Origin of the sequence: Polaribacter sp. R77954, assembly GCF_044595335.1 — a bacterium.
GTDB lineage: Bacteria > Bacteroidota > Bacteroidia > Flavobacteriales > Flavobacteriaceae > Polaribacter.
In genome coordinates this window covers 2735555-2761511 of record NZ_CP138992.1, presented here as the reverse complement: position 1 = coordinate 2761511, position 25957 = coordinate 2735555, and the positions used below count along the sequence as shown (strand labels likewise).

Sequence of the window (25957 nt, the reverse complement as noted above, 5' to 3'; positions counted from 1 at the left end):
AAACTATTATAATAATCAACTAAATTTATCAATAATAGAAACTAATTCGTTTTTCTGTACCATCCCAGATTGTCGCCAAACTTGTTTTCCAGATTTGTATAGTATTAATGTAGGCACTCCCCTAACTTGATATTTTGCAGCTAGAGTTTGATTTTTATCAACATCAATTTTAATAATTGATACCTGATCTCCTAAACCCTCTTTTACTTCTTTTAAAATAGGGCTCATCATTTTACAAGGCCCACACCATTCTGCAAAAAAATCTACTAAAACAGGTTTATCTTGATTAATAATTTCTGAAAATTTGCTCATGCCTAAAAACTATTTTATTTGTTAAAAGATATACTCCATATACCCCTTACTTGATTTTCACTATAGCCTGTTGCCATATCTTTTGGATATAGCTTGTCTATTTGCGTTAAAACGTTAGACTGTATATCACCACTTTTATCACCATGACATTGTATGCACATGCTGTTTGTTTTAATTGGGTAGTACACATTTACGTGATTTGTAGATGCTACCACAATGGGTTCTGAATCTTTAGCAGATTTTACATCTTCTTTAAAAATATTGATATACATATTTTCTTCTGAACTAGCTAAATTTTTAGGATTTCTAGGTTTGTCTGAAACTCGTTTAATGGTTGCATTGTGCACAACAGCCATGCTATCGGTTAAAGGATAAGCTTTTATATTACAAAATTTTAAAGCAGCCAAAGTACCTTCTTTTTGTATTTTACCCATTAAGTTTTTTCCTAAAACAGCTTTTGTCGTTAGTGCATATTTTAAACCTCTTTCATGATAAGGTAGGTTTTTAAAATTATTGCTTTGTTGTTTGTGCACCCCTTTACCATTACCCATTCCATGACCTTTGCCTTTACCACTTTCTTTGTTATAATGATCTTCAAACCATGTTGGTTTTTCGATTTCATTATCAAACATATATTCAGAAATTTTCTTAATATCTTCTTTAGAGAAATACTGTTTTGGCATCAAACCAAATCTTTTAACTGCCCCTAACATTTTAGCATTCTCTTCAATTGGATTTTGAATCCAATTTTGCATGTCTTGTATAAATTCTTCTTTTGATGTTTCTGAAGAAATATAATGCCTTTTAATGGCAATCATTGGTGGTGCAATTCTACCATCTTCTGTTGCTGATGGACTATGACAGACATAGCATTTGTTTTCCATTATTTTCTTTCCAGGATGATCTGCATCCGCAGAAGATTTTTGTTTGGAATAAGATGGTTTTTGGCTTTTTTGGCAGCTAAAAGCAAAAAGTAAGGCGAATATTAGCGTATAGTATTTCATAATTTTATTACAAAAATAAAATAGAATCTTTACATTTTTTGTAACCTATGTTACAGTTGTACTACTTTTATACTATTTCTATGCAACTCTATTTTGTTTTCGTTTTCTAATTTTTTTAATAGTCTAGATACCACAACTCTAGAGGTATGTAAATCTTCAGAAATTTGTTTGTGGGTTGTAATTAACTCATCATTATGCACTACCATAGCTTTGTCTTTTAGGTATTTAAAAAGGCGGTCTTCCATTTTTAAAAAAGCAATGGTATCTATAGCTTCTAAAAGTTCTTCTACTCTGTTATGATAGCTTTCTAAAATAAATGATTGCCAAGATTTGTACGTACTTAACCAAACTGTCATTTTTTCTTTTGGCAATAAAATTAAAGAAACATCGGTTTCTGCAACTGCTCTAATTTTACTTTTTGTTTGGCCCATACAGCAAGATAATGTCATAGCACATGTATCTCCTTTTTCTAAATAATAAAGTACAAGTTCTTCTCCTTTATCGTCTTCTCTTAGAATTTTTATGGCTCCAGAAAGCAATAGTGGCATCGATTTTATAAAATCTTCCAACTCTATAATAACACTGTCGGCTTTAAATTGTTTTGCTACGCCAAGAGTATTAATTTCTTCGAGCAACTCTTTTTCAAATAAGTACGCAAAATTACTAGCAAGATCTACATTCATTATAAATCAAAAATTTAGATTATAAATTTACATAAAAAAAGCTTGAAATTATGCCAAAAAAAGAAGTATCCAAATGAAAATTTAGATTGCAAAAAAAATAAAGCAGCTCTTTATTTGGTTGGCTTCTTATCGCTATTCATCAATAAGTAAACTGCTGCTACTAGACCAATAACAACTAAAACAAAAATGCCAATCATAATTGTACCATTGGCCCAAGAAACTAAAGGTATATTTAAAAACTTCATATTCAATAAAATTAGATTGTAAAAGTATTGTATTCTATTACGTTATTTTATGATAAAAGTCAGTCAGTATTTAAAACGCCACATTTAAAATATCGCCACTTAATTGTAACAATTGTAATTCTATTAATTTTGCATCAAATTTTGCGTTATTTAAAGCTGTTTTTGCGTTTATTAAGTTAATTTGTGCTTGCCTAAATTCTACTGAAGTAATTTGCCCTAACTTAAAACGCTCTTGAGTTCTATCAAAATTATTTTGATTACTCAGTACATTTTGTTCTTGTGCTTTTAAGATAAAAAGCTGATTTTTATAGTTTTCCCAAGTGTTTTTTAAGTTATTTTTAATGGTAACTTTTTGCTGCTCTAATGCTATTTCTTGATTGTCTAATGCTATTTTGGCATTGGCAACACTTGTTTTTCTAGAACCTCCATCAAAAATATTCCAAGATAAATTTAAACCCGCATTTAATCCATCAGAAGTAATTAATTTTGCCCCAAATGGGTTAATTAGATTTTCATTTTCGGTTCTATTAAAACCATAAGATGCGTTAAAACTTAACGTTGGTAAGTAACTGGCTTTATTTACTTTAATATTAAACTCACTAATAGCGATATTTTTTTCGTTTTGCTTTAAGAGTGAATTATTAGCAAGTGTTTTAACTTCTAAATCATTAAAGTTAAGCATTGTGCTATAATCTACCTTAGTTTCAACGTTATAGTTGGTTTCTTTTTCAATACCCAAAATAACATTTAAACCTCTTTTTGCATTGCTTAATTGCTGTTTTGCGCTTATATAACTAATACTATCATTATTAACATCTACTTGAGCATTTAGGTATTCTAATTTTGTAGATTGCCCATAATCATAGGTATATTTTGCTCTTTGCATCCTTCTTTTTGAAATGGATAACGCTTCTTTTAAATTTTTTTCATTTTCAGACAAACGTGCAATTTGAAAGTAATTTGTAAACAATTGTAAATAGGTGTTTTCTATAGTGGCTCTTGCTTGTAGCTCTGTTAAATTATAGGTTTCTTTTAATTGCTTATAATTATACTTTCTACCCAAACCGTCAAAAATTGTATAATTTACTCCTAAAGTTGCATTGTATGTTTTAGAGACAATTCCACTACCTGCTATCTCAGAATCACCACCAGTGTCTCTATCTGTAAATGTTAAACTTTGGTTATTTCTACTATAATTTGCACCAGAACTTACAGAAGCAGTTGGTAAAAAACCTGTATTGTAAATACTTGTATTATTTTTAGCAACTTCTAAATTATTATTAGCAATTTTAACTCCGAAATTATTTTCTAGAGTAATTGCTAATGCTTCTTTTTTTGTTAATATTTCTTGAGAAAAAACTTGTAAAGTCGATAAAAAAACGACTACAAATATTGTGTTTTTAATGATCTTCATTTTCATCGAATTTAGATTCTATAATTGCTCTTTCTACTTCTTCTTTTGTAACCTTTTCTCCTGTTTTTAACCATTTAATTCCTACTTTCATAGAGTTAGAAACCGATAATAATAATGGCAACATTACCAAAGTTAAAACTGTAGCAATTGCAATACCATAAGAAATAGATATTGCCATTGGTATTAAAAATTGTGCTTGTCTACTTTTTTCTAACATTAAAGGTGCTAAACCAGCAATAGTAGTTAAAGAAGTTAAGAAAATTGCTCTGAAACGAGATTGACCTGCTGCAATTAACGCTTCGTCAAACTTCATACCTTCTTTTAAATAGTTATTAAATTTACCTATTAAAACCAAACCATCATTTACCATAATACCTACTAAGGCAATAATACCTAAGAAAGATAATATACCAATTGAAAAATCGTGAATAAAATGCCCCCAAATAACTCCAATCATACTAAAAGGAATCATAATAATTAGTAATATTGGTTGGCTATAAGAACGGAATGTAAATGCTATTACAATATAAATTAATAATAAAATTATTGGACCAACAAGTTTAACAGAATCTGTAGTTTTCTTAGCTTCTCTATTTTGACCTTCATACAAAGGAGTTACACTGTGATATTTAGAAAGTATTTCTGGCATTACTTTTAACTTAATATCATCTAAAACTTCTGTTGCACTTGTTTCTAAATCTTTTAAATCTGCTGTAATTTGAATTTCTCTTTTTCCATCTAAATGATTAATTGCAATATCTCCTCTTTCTATTGTATAATTTGCAATTTCAGAAAACGGAATTCTTGTTCCTGTTGGTGTTATAATACGCATATCATCTAAATTTTTAATTGATGATCTGTCTTTTTTATCATAACGTACCCAGATTTTAATTTCGTCTTGTCCTCTTTGAAAACGCTGCGCTTGTAATCCGAAGAAACCATAACGCACTTGTGCCATTACAGATTGCAAGTTTAAACCTAGCAAATAAGCATTGTCTTTTAATTCTATTTTTACTTCTTTAATACCTGCTGGGTCGTTATCAGAAATATCTTTTAAAAGCGGGTTGTTTTCTAGCACCAACTTTAATTCTTCTTTGGCAGCTTTTAATTCTGTAATATTATTACCTAATAAAGAAACCGCAACTGGGCTACCACCAAAATTACCCCCAGAACCAAAAACTAAACTTTCTACACCATAAACTTTACCTACTTTATCGCTAATGGCATTTGTTATTTCTGGTGATGAAAAATCTCTTGCTTCACCTGGTAAAAGGTTTACACTTAAAGTTGCATTTGCACTTCCTGGCCCAACTCTTTTGATTACATTTTCTACAACATCTAAATCTCCTGATTGTTTGGCAGAATACTCTTTGTTAACCAACCACACTTTTTCTTCTATGGATGAAATAATCGAATCTGTAATTTTTTCGTTAGTACCTTGAGGCATGGTTAACGTAATCTTTACTTGATCGCTTGCTACCCTTGGAAAAAATGATTGTTTAATAATACCTGCATTCATAGCTAGAATACTAAAAATTAACATTGCAATTGGAATACCGAAAGCAAAAATTTTATTTTGTAAGCTAAACCTTAAAAATGGCATATAATAGTTATCTCTAATTTTCATTAAAAACACGTCTGCTCCTTTGTTTACTTTGTTAAAGAAATCGTCTAGTTTATTGCTTTTTTTCTTTTCGCCATTTTCTAATCTTTTTCTGTCTAGAGCTTTAGAATGTGCAATATGCGCAGGTAAAATAATTAGAGCTTCTACTAAAGAAACTGTAAGTGTTAACAACACAATTGTAGATACTTCACCAAAAAAACTACCTATTCTTCCATCAACAAAAAAGAAAGTTGAAAAAGCGATGATTGTAGTTAAAATTGCTGATACAATTGGCGGAATAACTTCCATTGTACCATCTATAGCTGCTTTTATTTTAGATTTTCCTAAGTCGTAATAATGATGGTATATATTTTCACCTATCACAATTCCATCATCAACTAAAATACCGATAACAATAATCATCCCAAAAAGAGATAAAACATTAATGGTTACATCAAATTGAGCTGCGAAAATGAACATACCTAAAAATGCGACAGGCAAACCAAATGCTACCCAAATTGCTAAACGTAAGTTTAAAAATAGTGCTAAGAAAAATAATACTAAAAGTATACCTACAACTCCGTTTTCTACTAATAATTTTGTTCTACCATTTAGGGTTAAACTTCTATCGCTAGTAACGCTTAATTTTACATTTTGGTTTTCTTGATTGTATTTATGAATATACTCTTTAATTTTATCGGCAGAAGAAATTAAATCTTCATTATTGGTATTACTTACTGTAATATCTATGGCTAAATTGCCATTATAATACAACCTATCTGGAGTTTCTGACCAAGTATCTCTAACTTCTGCAATATCTTTTAAACGGATAATATTACCATTAGTTTCTGTTCTAACAATTAAATTTTGAAGTTCTAAACCATAATAAGACCTGTTACTTGCTCTAATTAAATAATCTTCTTCTACCGTTTTTATATTACCACCAGTTATTAAAATATTAGAATTGGAAACTGCGCTAGCCACTTCTGCAAAAGACATATTATAGGCACGTAAATCATTTTCTCTTACTGCAATTTCTATTTCTTCATCAGGAAAACCAGAAAGTGATACTTGAGAGATACCTTCCATACCTCTAATATCATTCTCTACATTTCTTGCATATTGTTTAATGGCTTTTAAAGAAAGATTATCTCCACTAACTGTAAAACTTATGGTTGGTCTAATACTCTCTACCTTAGCAATAACTGCGGGTTCCATACCAGAAGGAAATGATGGAACACGATCTACAGCATTTTTAACGTCAGATAAAACAACATCTATATTCTTGCCTTTTTCTACCTCTATACTTACAGTTGCAGAATTTTCTCTAGATACAGAAGTTACTCTTTCTACACCTACAATTCCTTTTAAATTATCTTCTATTTTTAGTACAACACCTTCTTCCATTTCTGCAGGTGATGCACCAGGATAAGCTAAAGAAATATTTATTAGTTCTGAATCTACCAATGGAAAAAAGGAAGATTTCATGCTAAATATACCAACTGCTCCAAAAATGATAAATGCTATAATTATTACATTTACGGCTACTGGATATTTTATAAAATACGTAATTATTTTTTTCATATAATTACTTTTTATTAATTTTTACAATCATACCATCAAAAGCACCTGGTAAAGTTTGCGATAATAATTTATCGTTATTTTTAAGACCTTTGATAACTACAGTTTCTGCCCCAAAATAAACCGGATTTATTTTTGACAAGGTTAAAACACTATCGTTTTGAACTGTGTAAACAGCAGTATTATCTACCAATAATTTTCTTGGTATTTCTATAGCGTCGGTTTCAGATTTAGCTACCAAATTGGCTTCTAAATACATACCTTCTTTTAAATCTGTATGTTTTACATCAATAAAAGCTTTTATAGTTTGCGACACCTGATCTACTTTACCATTTACACGTACCACTTTACCTGTATAATTTTTTGTTTTTTCTAAATTAGAAAGTGTAACATCATTACCTATTTTTAACAAATCTGCATAGGCTGCATTTATAGAAACTTCCATTTCATAAACACTTGGATCTATAAATTCTCCTAATTTTTGCCCAACTCTTACTAAAGAACCCGGACTTACTAATGCTTCTGTTAAAATACCTGAAAAAGGCGCTCTTATTTGGTATTTTGTTAAACGAACTTCTAAATTTTTTACGTTAAAATAGGCCGTTAAAATACCTCTACCAGAAATAAAATACTTTTCTTTATCAGAAGAAAATTCGGGAATTTTAGGTGTTGATTTATTTAAATCAAAACCCTGCAAATATTTTTCCCATTTTGGAAATTCAGATGGATAATCTAATCTTAAATCTGGTAAAACCGAAGTTATTAAGTTATATAAATTACTTTTTTGTGATTGAATACTTGCATAAAATTCATCGTTATTTAAACTTAATAAAGTTTCTCCTTTATAGTAATTAGAACCTGCTTTAAATAACTTTTTAGACGGTTTTAAAACTCCAGATACTTCAGAATAAATTTCTATTTTATTTTTTGCAGTTAAATTACCACTTGCAGATAAAACAATAGGAATTAATTTATTTTCTACATTTTTTACAAAAACAGTTTTTATTTGCTTTTTAAAAGTTGGTTTAGGTTTCTGATTTTTTTCAATTAAATAATTACCTAAAAAAATTGCTCCTACAATAGCAGCAATTCCTAGGGCAGCAAGTATAATTTTTCTCATATATGATTGGTTAAATGTGCTCTATTTTAGAGTTAAAGTTAGTTTGTATTTGTTTGAATATTTGAATTATTTGTTGCTTTTCTTCTGGTGTAATATTTTGTTCTATGGTTGATATTAAATTTTGAATAACAGGCTTAGTTTTTTCGTATATTTCTTTTCCGTAGTTGGTTAAAAACACATTTTTAATACGTTTGTCTTCTTTACTTTGTTCTCTAAAAATGTAGTTTTTCTTTTCCATTTTAGATAATAAACGAGCAAGAGAAGACTTGTCTCTTAATGTTAAAAACGCCAATTCATTTTGATTTAAGCCATCTTGATAAGTTAATTTTTTTAAAACTATCATTTGTTCTTTGGTTAAATCTAAACCATTAGCATTAAAAGATTCCTGAAAAAAATAATCTACCAATTTGCCTGTTCTACCTAACCAAGGCCCAATAGAATTCTCGAAATCAATATCTAAATCTTTTTTTTTCACCGAGCAAAAGTAAACAAACCACCTGTTTAGTTGTAGGTGCAACTATTTAATATTTTGTTAAAAAAAATATAACATTTAAAAACATTTTTAACGTTTTAGAAAGTATAAAAAGAAAAAAACGACAATTATAAGGTAACTTTTAGTAAACCATATTTTTTTAGCATCTTTATCTTTTTTAAATAATAAATACGCTAATTTATATGCATCTAATCCTAAAACCTTTATAATTGTTTGATTTGCAATACTAACACAAATACATCATTATTTTTTGATTCTGTTGATGCAATTCCTGCTGAAATTTGGGAAGATTTAGCTTGTAATAATAATATTTATTTTCATCCTAATTATTTAAAATCATTAGAAAAAAATCATCCAGAAATTGGCTTTGCCTATATTGTTCTAATTGATAACAATAAAAAACCAACTGCAATTGCAAATTTAAAAATTGTTGATTTTCATGTAAATTCCATTAAGAACGATTTAGAGTTTTTAAGAAATATTGGTAAAAAACTGCATATAATTCCAGATAACAAACCTTTAAAATTATTAATCTATGGAAACATTTTTGTGAGCGGAGAACATGGCGTTTTTATCAAAAAAGACGAAGATAAAAATGCAATTCTTAAAGAACTGGCAGAAAGCATAAATCACTTTTTAAACTTAAACAAAGACCTTAAAACAAAAATCGATGCCTTTTTAATTAAAGATTTTGTAAACGAATCTTTATCGATTACAGACGAATTAAAAGCGTACAATTATCATCCTTTTTCTGTTGAGCCAAATATGAAATTAAAATTACCTAAAAACTGGGTAACTTTTGATGATTATTTAATGGCTATGAAAACAAAATTCAGAGTAAAAGCAAAAAGAGCTTTAGTATTGAGTAAAAGTCTTTTAATAGAAAATGTTACCTTAGATAATATTGATGAAAAATTGCCCAAAATGTCAGCTTTGTATAAAAAGGTGAGTTCTGGTGCAGATTTTAATCTGGCCAATTTTAATTTAGAAACATACAAAGATTTTAAAGAAAAACTAGGCAGCAATTACATTTTAAAAACCTACAGCATAAATGATAAAATTGTAGGATTTATGTCTGGTGTCATCAACCAAAAATCTTTGGATGCTCATTTTGTAGGGATTGATTATCAACTGAATAAAAAATATGCCATTTATCAAAGAATGCTATATGATTATGTAGAAATTGCCATTGAAAAAAAACTAAAAACCGTTAATTTTGGAAGAACAGCAAGCGAAATAAAAAGTTCTGTAGGCGCAGTTCCACAAGATTTAACCATGTATCTTCGTCATAAAAAAAGTATCACAAATAAAATTTTAAAGTTATTTTTGCAATATGTACAACCTACATCTTTTCGTCAAAAATTTCCATTTAAATCATAAATTTTAATGAAGAATAGTAAAGAACTCGTCTCTCTTTTATCTTTAAAAGAAGTCACAAAAAACAAGTTTTTAGGAGAAAGTGTAACCATTGGAAGTGCAATTGTGTTTGGTGGTCAAGTACTGGCGCAAGCTGTACATGCTGCGTATAGAACAATTCCAGAAAATCGTTTTTTACATTCTTTACATTCTTATTTTTTAGAATCCGGAGATTTAACAATTCCTATAGAATACGATGTTTCTGAAGTTAGAAATGGTGGTAGTTTTTCTACAAGAAGAGTAACTGCAAGTCAGAATGGTAAAACCATATTTATTCTGGCTGCTTCTTTTCATAAAAATGAAGAAGGTTTTGAACATCAAGTTGCCATGAAAACGAATATTAAGCAACCCGAAGAACTATTAAGTTGGGATGATATGGCTGTTCAGTTTGGTGATTTTTTACCAAAAAGTATAAAAGCATTTTTAGAAATAGAAAGGCCAATTGCATTTAAACCTTTGGTTGTTCCAAATCCTTTAGAACCAAAAAACAGGCCTCCAAAAGAAGAAGTTTGGTTTAAATTAAAAGGAGATGTTCCTGAAATGGACATCCAAATGAAACATCAAATTTTGACATACATTTCGGATTATAATGTATTGAATGCTGCTTTTAATCCGAATGCCAAAGATTATAATTTTGGCAATACCATGACTGCGAGTTTAGATCATTCTATGTGGTTTTTTAGAGATTTTGAGTTTGATGATTGGATGCTTTTTTCTGCAGAATCACCAAGCACTTATGGAGCAAGAGGGTTATGTAGAGGAAATATTTTTACAAGAGATGGTAAATTAATTGCCTCTTTTGCTCAAGAAGGATTGTTAAGACCAGTTAAAAAGTAAACCGTTTACTAGATAATTGGAAATTTAAAAATAGAAAAATAAAATATGAGTTCTTTTACGTATGTATTAACAACCAATGGTGTATTATTTTTGATTAGTGTTATTTTCTGGAAATTTCCGCCAAAAAAAATTAATAATATCTATGGGTATCGTACACCTAAGGCTATGCAAAATCAACAAATATGGGATTTTGCAAACAATACTTTTAATGAAGCTTTTTTAAAATATAGTGGTTTTTCTTTTTTGGCTGCGTTACTATTAGCAACCATTACAAAAGTAGCATTAAGCTGGGAACCTATGGTTTTAGTAGCTTTATCACTTTTAGTAAGTATTGTAAAAACAGAACGTTCTATAAACGATAATTTTACAGACGAGGGTAAAAAAAAGAAATAAGCCTAATTTTAATTAAAAATACTTTTTGTTCTATCAAATTTAAAGTTTTTAATTTCTGCAAGATCTATAATGCTATGAAACAAAAAATCTGTTGTAATAGCATCGTTTTTTTTAGCTTTTAAATTCTTTATTTTTAAAGGATAACTGTTTTTAAAATTATCAGAAAACCAAACTAACATCGCTGGATTTTTGGAGGCTTCGTGTTCTTGTGCATGAAACCATTTACCATCTTCACCCAAAGTTTCTCCATGATCTGAGAGATAAATTAAGATGGTTTTTTTAGAAGATTTTTTAAGTTTATGAATCAACGTATTTAAAAAAGAATCTAAATATAAAATTGTATTGTCATAAGAGTTTATCAACTCTTCTGCAGAAGATGAACCTACATATTTACTTTTAACAATGGGTGTATACTGTTTAAATTGTTTTGAAATTCTACTATTGTAATACCAGTGGCTACCTATCATGTGTAAAGTTGTAATCTTATTCTCTTCTATTTTTTCATCTTCAAAAAAATCTAAAAGTTCCATATCTTTTTCTTTTTTGAAACTTAAAACAGAGTGAAATTTATCGATAATTTGAACAGTATCATTGGTTTGAACAATTTTTTGATAACTCTTCTCTAAGGTTTGGTTTCCTAACCAAGTTGTCTTAAAATCGGCTTTATGAAGAACACTGTAAACGCTAGTCCATTTTTTATGGTTTACATCTGTAATAGATTTATTTGTTAATATTTGAGGAACACTAATAGCTGTATACGTTAATGGTGTATAGATATTTTTGAAGCTAACGATGTTTTTTTGAATCGATAATAAAGGTGTTGTGTTTCTGTAATAACCATTTAAACCCAAGTGATCTGCTCTTACAGACTCGCCCAAAACAAAAATAATTTCTATATTTTTTTCTGTTGATACCAGATCTTCAACAACTTCATTCAACTCTAAATTAGATGTTTTTAGGTAATCTACTAAACCAAAATAAGCGTTATAAGGTAGCTTTCTTTTAAAAGTGCCAAATTTATAATGTTCAACTACAAAAAAAGTAATAATACCAAAAATTGCAAGAACAAATAAAGGTGACTTTACGCCATTAGTTTTCAACTTTTTAAACCTTTTCATCAGGAAAAAAAGCGGTATAATTGATATAAATAAATACCCTAAAAACGGAATGCTAATGGTATCTATGGCTATATCTGTTTTTGTTTCTAAAATTGCTTGAATTAACCCCAAAGCAATGGTAACATCTTGTGTATAAACCCAAAAGGATAATGAGGTGAACACTAAAAATATCAATGGAAATAAAACAAAAAAAAGATTTTTGAATACACTAAGTATGTAAACAAAGCCAAATACAGAAAATTGTAATAATAGAAAGTGTATAAAATATACAAGAAGTGCTTTAACACTACCAAATGGAATGTAAACGTAAGAAGAAAGCGTAACAAAAATTACAATAAGTAATTGCAATTTTAAATGAAACTTAAATTCCTCTTTCCAAAGCCTTTCTTTTACCATTTAAGATTGGGAATTTTTTATTAATAAATAGTATTGCTAAATACATTATGCATAATTGTGCTATAGTAATTATAACGATTTCTAACTCTGTAAAATTAAAATTTTTATAATTAAAAATAAATAGTAACAAAGCCTTAATTAATGTTAAAGCCCTTACTTGCATTGCTAAAACAGGTATGGTATGCTTACCAAAAAAAAATAAAATTGGTATCTTTTTTATGGTTTTGAACAATAATATCCAAAAAAATACACCAGTTATTCCGTTTAAAATAAACAAAAGTTCATTGCCATAGTTAGATCGATACATATCTACTTTGTTTTCAAAAAAAATGGAAATGAATAAATGAACAATAAAAAACAACAATAATACTGGTTTTTGATATTGCATTTTATCACTTAAAATAAAAGCCTTAAAGTAGTAACCAATAGCATAGAATACAAGTGAAACCAATACAACATCCAAGCTCCATACTAAATGGAAATCAGTCAATTTTGGAATTAAAAATCCAATAATTATTAAAATTACAGCAATTATAATTTGATGTACTTTTTGTTTGAACTTTAAAATGTATCCAAAAATTAAAAATGATAAAAAAATAGCGGGTAAAAACCACATAGGTATCCCCCAATTCATATATTCGATATCTCCTTGAGCATAAAAAACACCAAAAAGATTTTTAAATACACTTAAGTTCATTGCTTTAGACTCTCCAAAATGCCTGCCTAAGGCATACCAAAACAAAAATAATAAACTACTCCACAGAAAATATGGAATTAGAATTTGCTGAGCTCTTTTTTTAATGATTGTACTTGTAATTTTATTAGGATGAAACAAGCCTGCAATTAAAAAAAACAAAGGCATATGAAAAGTATATATATAATTTTCTAATAAGGGAAAATTATGACCATATACAACCAGAATAATACCAAAACCTTTCACAGTATCTATCCATTCTATCCTATTGTTTATTAAGCTATTCATAATAGGATAAATATACGACTAAAAATTAGCCATAAAAGAAACCGATAAATTTCTACCTGGGGAAGAAACACCAGAAGCAAACTCTACATAATGTTCATCAAAAACATTATCGAATCTTGCTTGTACAGAAAAATTAGTATTTACCTCGTAACTACCATTTACCCCAAAAGTCATCCAACTTGGTGTACCATAAAATTTATCAACATCATCTGTAGCATTAGCATTTACAATGGGTGTTAAATCATGATTATCAATCCCTTCTATAAAATTAAAATCTTCTATATCTTTTTTACTATTAAATCTAAAATCTGCGCCTAACGCAATTTTATCTTTTTGATAATTGAGTTGAAACTGACCAAATAATGGCGGAATTGAAGACATTGGCTCTTCTGTATCATAGGTTCTACCTTTAGTGTAGGTAATAAATCCAGAAGTGTTTACGGTTTTAGATATTTTACCTAAATAATTTAAAGTGTATCCAAAAATATAGGCATTTCCTTTATTTTGATTGTTTACAGCATTACCCAATTCACCATCAAAAGCTACTTGCATAATACTACCATCTGCATTGTACACAAAATCTCTTTGTATATAATTATCTAACAAGGTATAATATAAGTTAGCCCCGATTCTAAATTTTCGTTTGTTCAAGTATTTTAAAATGCCAATCTCTGCATTGTAAGCAAATTCAGGATCTACGTTAATATTAGGTATGGTAACATTTCCTGCTTTTTCACGAACCCTACCAACATCATCTATATTTGGTGATCGAAATCCAGAAGATAAAACTCCATTTAATTGCCAATTTCTATTGGGTTTATACACATAACCCAAAGTAGCTGTTACAGCAGAATTGTTTCGGCTTAAGGTTTTGTCTTCAAAGTTTAAAAAAGTATCATCTACCCAAGTTGCATTTTTATTTGTATTGGTAAATCGTATGCCTGTATTAAGGGTAGATTTGCTATTTAAATCTTGTCTATAGCCTAAATAAGCAGCTGACGTTAAAAAATTGCTACCCCCATCAGGATATCGAGATTGTACTTTAAAATCATTAGCAAAACCAGCTATTTTATCGTCTACAATCGTTAAGGTTTTTCCATAAGAATTAGACGCAACATTATTGTAAGCAAACTCAAAACCATAAGATAACACTCTGGTTTTATCTTCGGTTACTGGCACAGAAAAATCACCATTTATACTAAAAACATCAACGGTTTCTTCTCTATAACTTCTATCTAAACTACCAAATTTTCTTTGAATTCTACTTTCTTCAATATTTTGGTATGCAGCCGTAATTGTGCCACTTTCTAACCAATTTTTATTAGGGTTGATGAGTAATTGTGACGAGATTAGTAAACGATTTTGAGGCCCATAATACCATTCTGCAAATTTTAATGAAGAGGCATCTGTAACTTCTGTAAGCTCTGTTAATCGATCAAATCTTGGAATATCTGAAGATGTAGAGTATTGTAAATTGATTTTTAAATCTGTATTTTTTGTGAAAGGCACAAAGAATTTTTGTAGCACATCTGTTTGATTAAAACCTGTGTTTCTTAGCAAATTAGGGTTAGAGTTTAATGTGGGATTTGCTGCATAATTGCCATTTACATTTTCTGAAAAATAGAATACTTTTCCCCAATCTGAAAAACCATGATTTCTATTTTCACCTACTTTTAAATCACCAAAATCAGAATAAGAAACACTTGTAAACGAGGCCCAGTTTTTATGACTAACCTCTGCAGAAACAGTAGTTGTTATTTCTTGATTTACAGTAGAAAATCTAGAAAAAAAATGACTTTCTACTTTTGTTTCTTCGGATAATTTAGGTGTTTTTGTATAATAATGAATAACTCCACCCAAGGCATCTGAGCCATAAATTACAGACGATGGCCCAAAAACTACCTCTGTTTTATCTAATAAATTGGGTGATAATGTAATTGCGTTTTGTAGATGCCCTTTTCTGTAAATTGCATTATTCATTCTAACACCATCAACTACCAACAAAACCCGATTAGATTCCATACCACGAATTACAGGACTACCACCACCAAACTGCGATTTTTGTACTTTAATACCAGGAATTGTTGCCAACAAATCAGCCGAAGTTTGAGGTGAAACTTTTTGTATGTCTTTTTGAGAAAGTACAGCTATTTGTTCTGCAATACGTTTTGCTTTTTCTGCTTTTTTAAATGATGAAATTACAACTTCATCTAACTCTTCAGACTGTTTGTTGAGATACACAATAAAATTTCGCTTTCTTAATGTTGCTTTTTTTATTCTAAAAACAGCATAAGACAAATGTGAAAAAAAGATAATCTCGTTTGCTTTTATAGAGGTAATATCTGTAAAACCAGAATCGTCTGTTGTTAAGCTTACTGTATTAAATTCATTAAAAACAGTTACATTTTTAACAACTTTACCTGTTTCTTGATCTAAAACTTTCACTTTTTGGGCAAAAGAACTACAGCTTACCAAAAAAATAACTACAAAAAAGAAATACTTCATCATCAACTAAAAACGGTTTCTAAAACTTGTAAAGATTTCGGTTCTCTAAAACTCCCCAAATGTAACTTAAAATACTTAATTATGGTTTGCAAAACTAGTTGTCTTTCATCCTTACTATAAGATACATTTTCTATTGCATCAAAATTTATGCCTAACAGCTTTTTAAATTGATGAAAATTATTGTGATGAATGACATTTTTATCTTGTATATCATCAGAAAAAACACCTTCTAAAAGGTTAAAACCAGCTTTATTAGTTTGAGACATGTCTGGATAAAATCCTAAAAAACCAGTAAGATTCAATAAAAAAAGAAGATGAAAATTAGCAATTTTATCATGCACATCTAACCAAGTAAAAGCGGTTTCTAAATAGCTGTATAATGTTTTATTTTGTTCTTCTTCTTGAATAGAACTTGCCAAAACCTCTGACAAGAAAAACACTACAGATTGCTTTACAATATCTGCATGAATGGTTTTATAGGGTTGAATAACTTGAACTTCTTTTATGGAGTTTAATGTGTTTTTAGAATTGTGTTTTGCTACAATTTGCAATTGAGTTAAAGGCTGAAAGTAAGCTGCTTTTATGCCTTTTTTTTTAGGTTTTAAAATCCCTCTAAGCATATAACTTTTTATACCATCATTTTCTGTGTAGCATTTTACAATTAAACTTGTATCACCATATTTTAGTGAGCTTAACACAATGGCTTTTGTGGTTACAATTGCCATTAATTTACAATTGCAATTTTTGTGGTAGCTGTTTCTGAGGCATCTTCATTAGCCATTAAAACAATATAAACCCCAGATGCCACACTATTACCAGCCAAGTTTTTTTTGTTCCAAACCACTTTACCACCCTGTAATTCTTGACCTTCTACAACATTGGTTTCGTAAACTAAATTACCTGCAACATCTAAAATTTTAACGTTAGTACCTTGAGGCAAATGTGTACCATTTCTACCACCAATAGTTATAGTTTGGTGATTTTTTAAAGCAGGGTTTGGATATGCATACACCTCTGCCAAAACTTCACCAAAAGGTGCAACATTACTATTGTAAGCTACAATACCTTTATCTGTTGCAAAGTATACTTTTCCACTACTTTCATCTACCCTTATTTTTAAAATTCTATCTGAAGGTAAAGGTGAATTTTCTGTACTAAAATTAGCCAAAGTAGTTTGCCCTGAAGGATTTGTGTATAACACACCTCCACTATCTGTACCAAACCATTTATTATCTGCACCATCTACAAAAATGGTATTTATTCTTTGATCGCCCAACAAGCGCTCTCCAACGCCATTTTCTTCTATAATTACAGGTTCTGCATTTAAAATATCCGCATCAAAAACAGTAGATGCGTTTCTAAAAACAACCATACCCGTTCTTGTACCTAGCCAAACTCTTCCACTTTTATCAATAGCAACAGTTAACACATCTGTATCTGGTAAATTTCCTAAATTTTCTGTGGCAATTAAAGCTCTTTTTCTATTTCCAGTTTCATTAAATGCATAAACACCATTTCTTCTAGTGCCTACCCAAATTGTATTATTACTACTTATGGCCATTTCACTTAACCCAAAAGCAAAAACCGTTTGTATAGCACTAATATCATAACTACTCCATTGTCCATTTGGGGTTAATTTCTTAAGCTCTTCATCTTGATTGATGTTTGCTACCCACAAATTACCTTGGCTATCAAAAGCTGTAGCACTAACTCTAACTGTTACATAGTTTGGATTAGCTGATTCTATATCTGCTAAAGGACTATTTAAATGATTATAAAATGTATTTATTTCATCGTTTTCTACAACAAGCAAACCTCCTGTAGAAACTGAATTAACATTATTTGTAGCTCCAAAAGAACTAATGTATACTTTATTTTCGTGATTAGGATCTATGGAAACATAATTTAAATCGGTTACAGGATAACCAGAGTCATAAGGAGTATTAATCCAGTTTTCTCCATTAAAATGACTAAAACCTTGTTTGATTTGTGCAGGTGCATATACTCCATCATACCCCCCATAAACTACCCACAAATCACTATTATTTACATCAATAGAAAAAACTTCATTAGACAAAGGGCCTTCTGGATGAATTTCTTCGAAAGTAGTAAGAGAAGAAGTAGTTTTTAAAATTCCGAATTCTTCTGTGGCTAAATAAATAGTTTCATCTACAAATAATGAATTAGATAAAGTAAAATCAAAATCTGTAGTCGTTGTAAAATTAGCTGTTTGGTTGTTAGATGTATCTAAAACTACTGCACTTTTGTTTAGTGTAACCGTTAAATGTGAGTTGGATGAATTTAGGCCATATATCGTCTGAAAAAAGTCTCTAACTTGTGTTAAATTTCCATTATTGAATTGATATAATTTATTGCCCTCTGAAACATAAACTTGATCATTAAAAAAAGAAATATTACTAAATTCACGACCAGCAAAATTTTGATTCCAGTTATTAAAATCAATCAATAAATTGTTGCTAACATCAGCTGTAAAAACTCCATCTTCAGTAGCAGCATAAATAGTGTTATTTTCTACTAGAGTTTGATGAATCACTAACGATGTTGAACTATTTCCAATAAAAAAAGTATCACCAAATTCTAATTTTTCGATATTATATTCAACAATAGCAAAAGGTGTAGCTAAATATAAAATGTTACCAGATTCAGAAATATGGTTGATGCTCTTATTACCAGATTGATTAAAATTCACAATATCTGAAGAAATGGTAATGCTATCATCGCTATCAATTACTTCTACAAGTCCATTTTCATAACCAATTATCAATCTATCGTAAGTAGCACTGTAATAAATTGCAGAAGTTGTTTCGCCAGACAAACCCTGAATTGATGAAAATTTCTCGATTTCTAAAGTTGTTTCGTTAAAAGTAAAAACGGCATTATCTGCTAAAGCATAGATGATATCATCAACTTTAATAAAATCTTTTACATTATTATAAGAATAAAAATCTTCCCAAGAATCGCTGTAATCTATTTGAGAAAAAACAGTAGAATACATAGATAAAAGAAGAAGAAAAATTACTTTTTTCATAAAACTGATTATATTACCAAAGATATTTAAATATTGTAAATTAACGTTAAAAAGAGTTACATTAGTACAAAATTGAAAGAATTTTTATGAGTTTAGAAATAGAAAGAAAATTTTTAGTGATAAATGAAGAATTCAAATCTGAAGCATATCAAAAAAAAATAATTAAACAAGGGTATTTAAATTCTGACAAAAACAGAACTGTTAGAGTTAGAATTGCTGATGACAAAGCATTTTTAACCATAAAAGGTAAAACAAATTCTTCTGGTACAACACGTTTTGAATGGGAAAAAGAAATTGATAAAAACGAAGCTGAAGAATTACTTTTGTTATGCGAACCTTCAATTATTGATAAAACTCGTTTTCTAGTAAAAAGCGATCATCATACTTATGAAATTGACGAATTTTATGGTGATAATAAGGGTTTAATTGTTGCAGAAATTGAATTAAATTCAGAAAATGAAACCTTTAAAAAACCTAATTGGTTAGGCAAAGAAGTTACTGGAAACATCGAATATTACAACTCAAGTATCAGTAAAAATCCTTTTAAAAATTGGGTTTTATAAATTATAAATTGCCAAAAAATGACTAAAACTACCTAACAATACAAAAAGGTGAAAAATGGCATGGTTGTAGGGTATTTTTTTAATAGAATACAAAATTGCACCTACTGAATAAAAAACTCCACCAGCCACTAAATATTGAAAATTCTCGGCAGAAATACTACTCATTAAAGGTTTTATAAAAAACATTACTTGCCAACCCATAAGCAAATACATTGCTGTTGAAACTTTATCGAATTTACCCGTAAAAAATAGTTTTAAAATGATGCCTGTAAGTGCAAAAAGCCAAACAAACAAAAACATATACCAACCTAATTTAGAATCTAAACCCACCAAACAAAAAGGAGAATAACTACCAGCAATTAAAACATAAATAGCTGCATGATCAAAAATATTTAAGCGTCTTCTTTTCTTCGGATGTTTTGCTGCGTGATAAAAAGTAGATGCTGCATACAAAATAATCATACTTAAGCCATAAATGATAAAACTAGTTGGTTTCCAAAAATCATCAAAATTAAATGATTTTATCACCAAAAAAGGAAAAGCTAAAATACTTACAACCAATCCTAGTCCGTGAGAAACTATATTTAATTGCTCTTCTTTTTTACTATATGGGTGATTTAAATTCGCGCTCATTATTAGGTCTGTTTGTATCTTTCATATATTTTGAATCGTTTACCAAATCATTATAAATCAATTCAAAAGTTTGTTGTTTTAAAGCTTCCTTATCGTTAATTTTTAAATCTTTAGTTGCAATAAATTTATGCTGACGCACTCTAAAAACACCTGGTCTTCCTTTAAAAAAATCCCAAGAAAAAAATCGTTTACAATCATAATACACTTGTGGTACAATTGGAATACCAAATTCAATTGCCAAACTAAATGCACCATTTTTAAAAGGTGCTAAAATTACATTTTCTGTAGGCACTAATCCTTCAGGAAAAATAGCCATACTTGTTCCGTTTTGTAATTTTTGTTTCGCTTTTTCATAAACCCTTTTTCTACTTTCAGGATTACTTCTATCCACCATAATTACAACCCTTTTGTAAAAAAATCCAAAAACAGGAATTTTAACAAACTCTTGTTTCCCAACAAAAACAATAGGGTTTTTACTCAAAGCAATCAAAACAAACGGATCCATTAAAGATGCATGATTGGGGCAAAACATATAACTTTTATCGCATTCTAATTCTTGATCATTTTGTATGCTCAATCTAAAACCCATGGCAAAAATCAAAAATTTTGCCCAAACTCTTACCATTTTCCAAAACATTCCATAATACTTTTCTTTTGCTGTTAAAATCAATAAAAAAGGAGCCATTAAAATAATAGTAACTATTATTAAAAGGTAAAACCAAACACGCCAAATAAGCAGAAAAGGTATTTTTAGAATTTTCATAAGTGGCTAAAATACTAATTTCTTTTGTTTGATAGATTTTATAAATCAAAACCTTATTTTTGCGCTCTTAAAGTGTGTTTTTTAAGACACTTTTTTAATTTTATCTTAAAATTATAAATAAATGTCAAGAATTTTAACTGGAGTTCAAAGTACAGGAACACCACATCTAGGAAATTTATTAGGTGCCATTTTACCCGCAATTGAAATGGCAAATAGCCCAGAAAATGAATCTTTTATATTTATTGCAGATATGCATTCTTTAACACAAATTAAAGATGGAGATTTATTAAGAGAAAACACGTATAGTGTTGCTGCTACTTGGCTTGCTTGTGGTTTAGATATTAACAAAACTATATTTTACAGACAAAGTGATATACCACAAGTAACAGAATTAACGTGGTATTTAAGCTGTTTTTTTCCGTATCAAAGATTAACTTTAGCTCATGGTTTTAAAGACAAAGCAGACAGACTTGCAGATGTAAATGCAGGTTTATTTACTTACCCAATGTTAATGGCTGCAGATATTTTATTGTACGATGCAGAAATTGTACCTGTAGGCAAAGACCAATTGCAACATTTAGAAATGACTAGAGATGTTGCCAATCGTTTTAATAACATTGTTGGTGACACATTAGTTGCCCCAGAAGCAAAGATTCAAGAACACACAAAATTAGTACCTGGTATTGATGGCGAAAAAATGAGTAAATCTAGAAATAACATTATTAATATTTTTTTAGCGGATAAAAAGTTAAGAAAACAAATAATGGGTATAAAAACAGATAGCAAAGGTTTAGAAGAACCTAAAGACCCTGATACTGATAATGTTTTTGCATTATATAAGTTATTAGCTTCTGATGATGAAATTGCTGAAATGAGAGCAAATTACGAAGGTGGAAATTATGGTTATGGACACGCAAAACAAGCTTTGTACGAATTGATTTTAATAAAATTTGCTACCATTAGAGAACGTTACCACCATTTTATGGAAAACAAAAATGAAATTGATGAAGCGTTAACTATAGGTGCAGCAAAAGCAACTTTGGTAGCTAACGATGTTTTAAAAAGAGTTAGAGAAAAAATAGGATATTAAACTATACATCACCATAAAAAATGCCGCTTTTAGCGGCATTTTTTATGTATTGTAATTTACTTTCTATTGAATTTTCATCGACTTTGCAATAGCTTCTAGCTCAAACAAAAACGCTCTTTTATTTACAGAAGGTGCATACGTAAACCCTTCAAAAACAATTAATCTATTGTTTTTTTCATCAATAACTGTGTAATTTAAAAATGGGCCTGCCATAAAATCGTCTTTTACTTCCCATTTACCTCGAGTTTCATACGCTTTTTTACCATCAATTTTAGCATCAAAAGTAAATGGTGTGTAGGCTTTTTCTGTTATCATATACATGCCTTCTTTAGAGCCTGGTATGTATTTTTTACCAATGCTATTTCTAATGGCTACAATACTATCAGCAACCATAGTTTTATCTGCCAAAGGCACTGAATATACTAAAATATTATTACTCCCCGATTTTGCAATTCCACTTGTTAAATGGTTACGTAGCCATAAAAAATCTCCTGTATCATCAACTGTTCTAAATTTATCTGGAATGATAAGCGATAAGCCTAAATTTTGTATGGTTTTAAACTGGTTTTCATCTAGTTTCTCTTTTTTGAAGATATTTTGTGTAAATTCGATATCTGCATCTAAAAATATTCTTCGAATTTCGTTTTTACGATCTTGCAGTATTTTTATGATACTTGCATCATCTTTAGCTTGTACATAAACAATAGTTTGTGGTCTGGCATACACATTTTTTTTCACCGAAAAATTTTCGGTTTCTCCTTCAGAAATCATTAAAATATTTCTGCTAGATTTCATCATAGAACTAAATCCATTAGGTGCTACTTGCGAAACAGATAAAATAGGCTCACTTTGTGGTAAACCAACTTGTAGCTCCCCAAAAGAGTTTCTTATTTCTTTACCAACATCTCCTGTCCAGTCGCTTATTTTAGCAACAACCATTACTTTGTTAATTTTACCTATAGATTCCCTCAAAATCATTTTGTCATTTCCTACACAAGAGGTTAACAAAATGGTAAGCGTTAGAATTGAAAATATTTTTCTCATAAAGTTGATGTGTTTTGGGTTAGTTCTTACTTTAAACCTACCAAATATTGTTCCATTTTTACTTTTATTGTTAGATAAATTAAATTTTTTATCTATTGTAAAAAACTATCGTATTCTTTTCGGGTAAATATACAATCGTTGTCCTATTTTTAAATTACTACTTCTTAAGCCATTCCAACGCTTTATACTACTTACTCGTACTCCAAATTTATTAGCAATTTTACCTAAATAATCGCCACTTTTTACTTTGTAACGAATACGTTTATCCATTTCAAAATACTTAGGTAATGGCTTTTCTCTTTTTGCATCAATAGAATCTGCTAAGGCATACAACTGTTTTTCTTTATCTAAAAAATCGATGATTTTATTGCTTGGTAATCGCAAAGCATAATCTCTATTTTTTACAAACGGAATAATATCGAGTTTATAAGACGGATTTAAAAACGTGAGTACATCTTCATCAACATTGATGGTCTTAGAAATTTGACCAAAGGTAACTGTTCTTTTTACACGAACTGTATCTGTTTGAAACTCAAAAAATTTAGGTAAATCTGAATAAATATTGTGTTCTTTTGCATAGTTAAAAATGTACATTGTTGCATAAAAAGCGGGTACATAACCTGCTGTTTCTCTTGGCAAATACGGTCTTATATTCCAATAATTGGTAAAACCACCTGAACGTTTTATGGCTTTAGAAACGTTTCCTGGGCCTGAATTGTAGGCTGCCAAAGCCAAATCCCAATCACCAAAAATACTATATAACTGACTTAAATATTTGCATGCAGCAATAGTTGCTTTTACAGGATCGTGCCTTTCATCTACATAAGAACTGACTTTTAAATCAAATTGTTTTCCTGTACCATACATAAATTGCCACAAACCAGAAGCGCCAACTCCAGATCTTGCTTTTGGTCTTAATGCAGATTCTACAATAGCCAAGTATTTCATTTCTAAAGGAATATCGTATTGATCTAAATACTGCTCAAACATAGGAAAGTAGTACTTTGCTTTTGCCATTAATGCAGGATAATATTTTTTTCGATATTTTAAATACCCGTTAATCACTTTTTCTAAGGCAGGATTAAAGGCCAAATTAAAGGGTGTACTTTCATTCAAATCTGCCAAGCGCACTTTTAGTAGATCTGAGGTTACTGCTTGAATGGTGTTGCCTATTAAATCTTTATCATCAATTACATATTCTAAAGTATCAATTAATGGCGAATTGAATTTTTCATCCACCAATAAACTATCTATCAATTTTAAATCATCATCTGTAAAAAATTCTTTTTTTAACGGTTTTTTGATAGAATCTTTAGCGATAAATAAAGTATCCATTCTTGGTTTGATAATAGTTTCCTTTTTTTCTTGTGAAAAAACTGAAGTACTAACCAATAAAAGCAATAAAATATTTTTCATACTGAATAATGGGCTATTTCTCTTTTAGCGCAAAGAAATAATAAATAACATAAAACCAACTAAAAATACCATGAAGAATTGCCAATAAAATAGATTCATTTCTACTCCAAGAAATTACCACTGCTATTACAGAACCTAATCCTATTCCGTTTTTAACTACAGTATTTTGTGTTTGCGAATGCGCAAAAGTATCTACAGAAAAGAATACTAAAAGCAATACTACTAAATGTATCTTTTTCATTTTATAAATTTAATTCAACAGCAATTGGGCAGTGATCTGAATGTTTAGCTTCTGGTAAAATATAAGCTCTCGCTATTTTTTCTTTTAAAGGTGATGAAACCATGGCATAATCTAATCGCCAACCTTTATTATTGGCTCTAGCATTGGCTCTATAACTCCACCAAGAATATGCTTGTTTTTCAGGATTTAGATATCTAAAACTGTCTATAAATCCACTTTGGATAAATGCTCCAATCCAAGTTCTTTCTTCAGGTAAAAAACCAGAAACACCTTTCATTTTTGGATTATGAATGTCTATTTCTTCATGACAAATATTGTAATCGCCACAAATGACCAAATTCGGAATTTCTTGCTTTAAATTGTTGATGTATTCTTGAAATTCATCCATATAATTTAACTTGAAATTCAATCGATCTAAATTGGTTCCTGAAGGTAAGTATAAACTCATAACAGATACTTCATCAAAATCTACACGAAGGTTTCTACCCTCAAAATCCATAGTTTCTATGCCTGTTCCATACTCAATATGTTTCGGTTTTTCTTTACACAAAACTGCTACAGATGAGTATCCTTTTTTTTGTGCTGAAAACCAATAATGGTATGGATAACCCGCATTTTCAAACGCTTCTAAATCTAATTGATCTTTATGCGCTTTAGTTTCTTGAATGCAAATTACATCTGGTTTTGCAGCTTGTAACCAATCTAAAAATCCTTTTTTTAATGCTGCTCTAATTCCGTTTACGTTGTATGATATTATTTTCATTAAGCCCCTTTTAATTTCCCCAAAGGGGAAAAATATATTCTGTTAATTAATTATTATCAATCACTTTCTTGAAAAATAGCCATTTGATTTGCTCTTCTTCACCTGATTGCTTTATTACTGTTTTAAACTTTGGAGATAAAATATAGGCAAGTGAAATATTTATTAAAATGCTGTAAAAATTGGGTTCATAATCCATTATTTTATAAATCACTAATCCAAATACAATTATTAAAATAGGAAAAAGGAAGGGTATTATTTTTTTAAAAATATTCATCTTATAGCTATATTAATTC

25 protein-coding genes are annotated in these 25957 nt (G+C 29.4%); 5 read left to right on the top strand and 20 right to left on the bottom strand.

The annotated features are described in order from the left end of the window. Positions 1-15: 15 nt before the first annotated feature. From trxA to SJY27_RS12005, 8 genes are all read right to left on the bottom strand, one after another. Complete coding sequence (gene trxA / locus SJY27_RS12040) at positions 16-312, bottom strand: thioredoxin (RefSeq protein WP_397445090.1); 297 nt, start codon at positions 310-312, stop codon at positions 16-18. A gap of 14 nt (positions 313-326) precedes the next feature. Further along, positions 327-1316, bottom strand: a complete 990-nt coding sequence (locus tag SJY27_RS12035; protein ID WP_397445089.1) for a DUF3365 domain-containing protein — start codon at positions 1314-1316, stop codon at positions 327-329. 50 nt (positions 1317-1366) lie between these two features. Continuing rightward, positions 1367-1999 carry a Crp/Fnr family transcriptional regulator gene (locus SJY27_RS12030; protein WP_397445088.1) on the bottom strand — a complete coding sequence of 211 codons (633 nt, stop codon included), beginning with the start codon at positions 1997-1999 and terminating at the stop codon, positions 1367-1369. 110 nt (positions 2000-2109) lie between these two features. Then, positions 2110-2244: a hypothetical protein gene (locus SJY27_RS12025; RefSeq protein ID WP_397445087.1), complete on the bottom strand. Its 135-nt coding sequence runs from the start codon at positions 2242-2244 to the stop codon at positions 2110-2112. A gap of 70 nt (positions 2245-2314) precedes the next feature. Beyond that, positions 2315-3658 (bottom strand): TolC family protein, encoded by a 1344-nt coding sequence (locus SJY27_RS12020; RefSeq protein WP_397445086.1) that lies wholly within the window; start codon positions 3656-3658, stop codon positions 2315-2317. Further along, positions 3645-6845, bottom strand: a complete 3201-nt coding sequence (locus SJY27_RS12015; RefSeq protein WP_397445084.1) for an efflux RND transporter permease subunit — start codon at positions 6843-6845, stop codon at positions 3645-3647. The genes SJY27_RS12020 and SJY27_RS12015 overlap by 14 nt, the downstream gene beginning before the upstream one ends. A 4-nt stretch (positions 6846-6849) precedes the next feature. After that, entirely contained in the window at positions 6850-7962 is a 1113-nt protein-coding gene (locus SJY27_RS12010; RefSeq protein WP_397445083.1) for an efflux RND transporter periplasmic adaptor subunit, read from the bottom strand. Positions 7963-7972: 10 nt separating this feature from the next. Next, positions 7973-8437 carry a MarR family winged helix-turn-helix transcriptional regulator gene (locus tag SJY27_RS12005; RefSeq protein WP_397445082.1) on the bottom strand — a complete coding sequence of 155 codons (465 nt, stop codon included), beginning with the start codon at positions 8435-8437 and terminating at the stop codon, positions 7973-7975. 231 nt (positions 8438-8668) lie between these two features. Between SJY27_RS12005 and SJY27_RS12000 the strand changes: the two genes are divergently transcribed. Genes SJY27_RS12000 through SJY27_RS11990 form a run of 3 tightly spaced genes read left to right on the top strand, consistent with a single transcriptional unit; the run spans position 8669 to position 11101 of the window. Further along, positions 8669-9835: a GNAT family N-acetyltransferase gene (locus tag SJY27_RS12000; RefSeq protein ID WP_397445081.1), complete on the top strand. Its 1167-nt coding sequence runs from the start codon at positions 8669-8671 to the stop codon at positions 9833-9835. Positions 9836-9841: 6 nt separating this feature from the next. After that, positions 9842-10708 carry an acyl-CoA thioesterase gene (locus tag SJY27_RS11995; RefSeq protein ID WP_397445080.1) on the top strand — a complete coding sequence of 289 codons (867 nt, stop codon included), beginning with the start codon at positions 9842-9844 and terminating at the stop codon, positions 10706-10708. A gap of 45 nt (positions 10709-10753) precedes the next feature. Further along, positions 10754-11101, top strand: coding sequence for an SdpI family protein (locus tag SJY27_RS11990; protein ID WP_397445079.1), 348 nt, complete (start codon positions 10754-10756; stop codon positions 11099-11101). Between the two features lie 8 nt (positions 11102-11109). Here the strand turns inward: SJY27_RS11990 and SJY27_RS11985 are convergent, their stop codons facing one another. The 5 genes from SJY27_RS11985 to SJY27_RS11965 are packed head-to-tail and all read right to left on the bottom strand — an operon-like array spanning position 11110 to position 19151. Continuing rightward, positions 11110-12615, bottom strand: a complete 1506-nt coding sequence (locus SJY27_RS11985) for a phosphoethanolamine transferase (RefSeq protein WP_397445078.1) — start codon at positions 12613-12615, stop codon at positions 11110-11112. Continuing rightward, a complete protein-coding gene (locus tag SJY27_RS11980) occupies positions 12581-13597 on the bottom strand; it encodes an acyltransferase family protein (protein ID WP_397445077.1) in 1017 nt (338 codons plus the stop codon). Before SJY27_RS11980 ends, SJY27_RS11985 begins: the two co-directional genes overlap by 35 nt. A gap of 18 nt (positions 13598-13615) precedes the next feature. Further along, complete coding sequence (locus SJY27_RS11975; protein ID WP_397445076.1) at positions 13616-16105, bottom strand: TonB-dependent receptor domain-containing protein; 2490 nt, start codon at positions 16103-16105, stop codon at positions 13616-13618. Beyond that, positions 16105-16827 (bottom strand): DNA repair protein RecO, encoded by a 723-nt coding sequence (recO, locus tag SJY27_RS11970; RefSeq protein ID WP_397445075.1) that lies wholly within the window; start codon positions 16825-16827, stop codon positions 16105-16107. Before recO ends, SJY27_RS11975 begins: the two co-directional genes overlap by 1 nt. Continuing rightward, positions 16827-19151 (bottom strand): two-component regulator propeller domain-containing protein, encoded by a 2325-nt coding sequence (locus SJY27_RS11965; RefSeq protein WP_397445074.1) that lies wholly within the window; start codon positions 19149-19151, stop codon positions 16827-16829. Before SJY27_RS11965 ends, recO begins: the two co-directional genes overlap by 1 nt. A gap of 86 nt (positions 19152-19237) precedes the next feature. On the opposite strand from SJY27_RS11965, the gene SJY27_RS11960 reads away from it, so the two are divergent. Further along, on the top strand, positions 19238-19714 hold the full coding sequence (locus SJY27_RS11960; protein ID WP_397445073.1) for a CYTH domain-containing protein: 477 nt from the start codon (positions 19238-19240) through the stop codon (positions 19712-19714). On the opposite strand, the gene SJY27_RS11955 is transcribed toward SJY27_RS11960, so the two are convergent. Next, positions 19709-20347: a hemolysin III family protein gene (locus SJY27_RS11955; RefSeq protein ID WP_397445072.1), complete on the bottom strand. Its 639-nt coding sequence runs from the start codon at positions 20345-20347 to the stop codon at positions 19709-19711. The two genes, SJY27_RS11960 and SJY27_RS11955, sit on opposite strands and share 6 nt — an antisense overlap. Further along, the gene (locus SJY27_RS11950) at positions 20319-21110 is read right to left on the bottom strand and encodes a lysophospholipid acyltransferase family protein (protein ID WP_397445071.1); all 792 of its coding nucleotides are present in this window, start codon (positions 21108-21110) and stop codon (positions 20319-20321) included. Before SJY27_RS11950 ends, SJY27_RS11955 begins: the two co-directional genes overlap by 29 nt. A 121-nt stretch (positions 21111-21231) precedes the next feature. Between SJY27_RS11950 and trpS the strand changes: the two genes are divergently transcribed. Next, entirely contained in the window at positions 21232-22200 is a 969-nt protein-coding gene (gene trpS, locus SJY27_RS11945) for a tryptophan--tRNA ligase (RefSeq protein WP_397445070.1), read from the top strand. 63 nt (positions 22201-22263) lie between these two features. Here the strand turns inward: trpS and SJY27_RS11940 are convergent, their stop codons facing one another. The 5 genes from SJY27_RS11940 to SJY27_RS11920 form a co-directional block, all read right to left on the bottom strand. Continuing rightward, positions 22264-23244: a DUF4837 family protein gene (locus tag SJY27_RS11940; protein WP_397445069.1), complete on the bottom strand. Its 981-nt coding sequence runs from the start codon at positions 23242-23244 to the stop codon at positions 22264-22266. A gap of 105 nt (positions 23245-23349) precedes the next feature. Beyond that, positions 23350-24660: a transglycosylase SLT domain-containing protein gene (locus SJY27_RS11935; RefSeq protein ID WP_397445068.1), complete on the bottom strand. Its 1311-nt coding sequence runs from the start codon at positions 24658-24660 to the stop codon at positions 23350-23352. A gap of 13 nt (positions 24661-24673) precedes the next feature. Then, positions 24674-24901: a hypothetical protein gene (locus SJY27_RS11930; protein WP_397445067.1), complete on the bottom strand. Its 228-nt coding sequence runs from the start codon at positions 24899-24901 to the stop codon at positions 24674-24676. A 1-nt stretch (position 24902) separates the two neighbouring features. After that, positions 24903-25664, bottom strand: coding sequence for an exodeoxyribonuclease III (locus tag SJY27_RS11925; protein ID WP_397445066.1), 762 nt, complete (start codon positions 25662-25664; stop codon positions 24903-24905). A gap of 46 nt (positions 25665-25710) precedes the next feature. Next, the gene (locus SJY27_RS11920; protein ID WP_397445065.1) at positions 25711-25938 is read right to left on the bottom strand and encodes a hypothetical protein; all 228 of its coding nucleotides are present in this window, start codon (positions 25936-25938) and stop codon (positions 25711-25713) included. Positions 25939-25957 lie beyond the last annotated feature (19 nt).

Bases quoted from the DNA above. Each gene is read 5' to 3' on its own strand.
- SJY27_RS11950 (WP_397445071.1), bottom strand. From the start codon at position 21,110: ATGAAAATTCTAAAAATACCTTTTCTGCTTATTTGGCGTGTTTGGTTT.
- SJY27_RS11985 (WP_397445078.1), bottom strand. From the start codon at position 12,615: ATGGTAAAAGAAAGGCTTTGGAAAGAGGAATTTAAGTTTCATTTAAAA.
- SJY27_RS11920 (WP_397445065.1), bottom strand. From the start codon at position 25,938: ATGAATATTTTTAAAAAAATAATACCCTTCCTTTTTCCTATTTTAATA.
- SJY27_RS11955 (WP_397445072.1), bottom strand. From the start codon at position 20,347: ATGAGCGCGAATTTAAATCACCCATATAGTAAAAAAGAAGAGCAATTA.
- SJY27_RS11930 (WP_397445067.1), bottom strand. From the start codon at position 24,901: ATGAAAAAGATACATTTAGTAGTATTGCTTTTAGTATTCTTTTCTGTA.
- trpS (WP_397445070.1), top strand. From the start codon at position 21,232: ATGTCAAGAATTTTAACTGGAGTTCAAAGTACAGGAACACCACATCTA.
- SJY27_RS11960 (WP_397445073.1), top strand. From the start codon at position 19,238: ATGAGTTTAGAAATAGAAAGAAAATTTTTAGTGATAAATGAAGAATTC.
- SJY27_RS11925 (WP_397445066.1), bottom strand. From the start codon at position 25,664: ATGAAAATAATATCATACAACGTAAACGGAATTAGAGCAGCATTAAAA.
- SJY27_RS12030 (WP_397445088.1), bottom strand. From the start codon at position 1,999: ATGAATGTAGATCTTGCTAGTAATTTTGCGTACTTATTTGAAAAAGAG.
- SJY27_RS11965 (WP_397445074.1), bottom strand. From the start codon at position 19,151: ATGAAAAAAGTAATTTTTCTTCTTCTTTTATCTATGTATTCTACTGTT.
- recO (WP_397445075.1), bottom strand. From the start codon at position 16,827: ATGGCAATTGTAACCACAAAAGCCATTGTGTTAAGCTCACTAAAATAT.
- SJY27_RS12020 (WP_397445086.1), bottom strand. From the start codon at position 3,658: ATGAAGATCATTAAAAACACAATATTTGTAGTCGTTTTTTTATCGACT.
- SJY27_RS11995 (WP_397445080.1), top strand. From the start codon at position 9,842: ATGAAGAATAGTAAAGAACTCGTCTCTCTTTTATCTTTAAAAGAAGTC.
- SJY27_RS11975 (WP_397445076.1), bottom strand. From the start codon at position 16,105: ATGATGAAGTATTTCTTTTTTGTAGTTATTTTTTTGGTAAGCTGTAGT.
- SJY27_RS11980 (WP_397445077.1), bottom strand. From the start codon at position 13,597: ATGAATAGCTTAATAAACAATAGGATAGAATGGATAGATACTGTGAAA.
- SJY27_RS11935 (WP_397445068.1), bottom strand. From the start codon at position 24,660: ATGAAAAATATTTTATTGCTTTTATTGGTTAGTACTTCAGTTTTTTCA.
- trxA (WP_397445090.1), bottom strand. From the start codon at position 312: ATGAGCAAATTTTCAGAAATTATTAATCAAGATAAACCTGTTTTAGTA.
- SJY27_RS11990 (WP_397445079.1), top strand. From the start codon at position 10,754: ATGAGTTCTTTTACGTATGTATTAACAACCAATGGTGTATTATTTTTG.
- SJY27_RS12025 (WP_397445087.1), bottom strand. From the start codon at position 2,244: ATGAAGTTTTTAAATATACCTTTAGTTTCTTGGGCCAATGGTACAATT.
- SJY27_RS12035 (WP_397445089.1), bottom strand. From the start codon at position 1,316: ATGAAATACTATACGCTAATATTCGCCTTACTTTTTGCTTTTAGCTGC.
- SJY27_RS12015 (WP_397445084.1), bottom strand. From the start codon at position 6,845: ATGAAAAAAATAATTACGTATTTTATAAAATATCCAGTAGCCGTAAAT.
- SJY27_RS12010 (WP_397445083.1), bottom strand. From the start codon at position 7,962: ATGAGAAAAATTATACTTGCTGCCCTAGGAATTGCTGCTATTGTAGGA.
- SJY27_RS11940 (WP_397445069.1), bottom strand. From the start codon at position 23,244: ATGAGAAAAATATTTTCAATTCTAACGCTTACCATTTTGTTAACCTCT.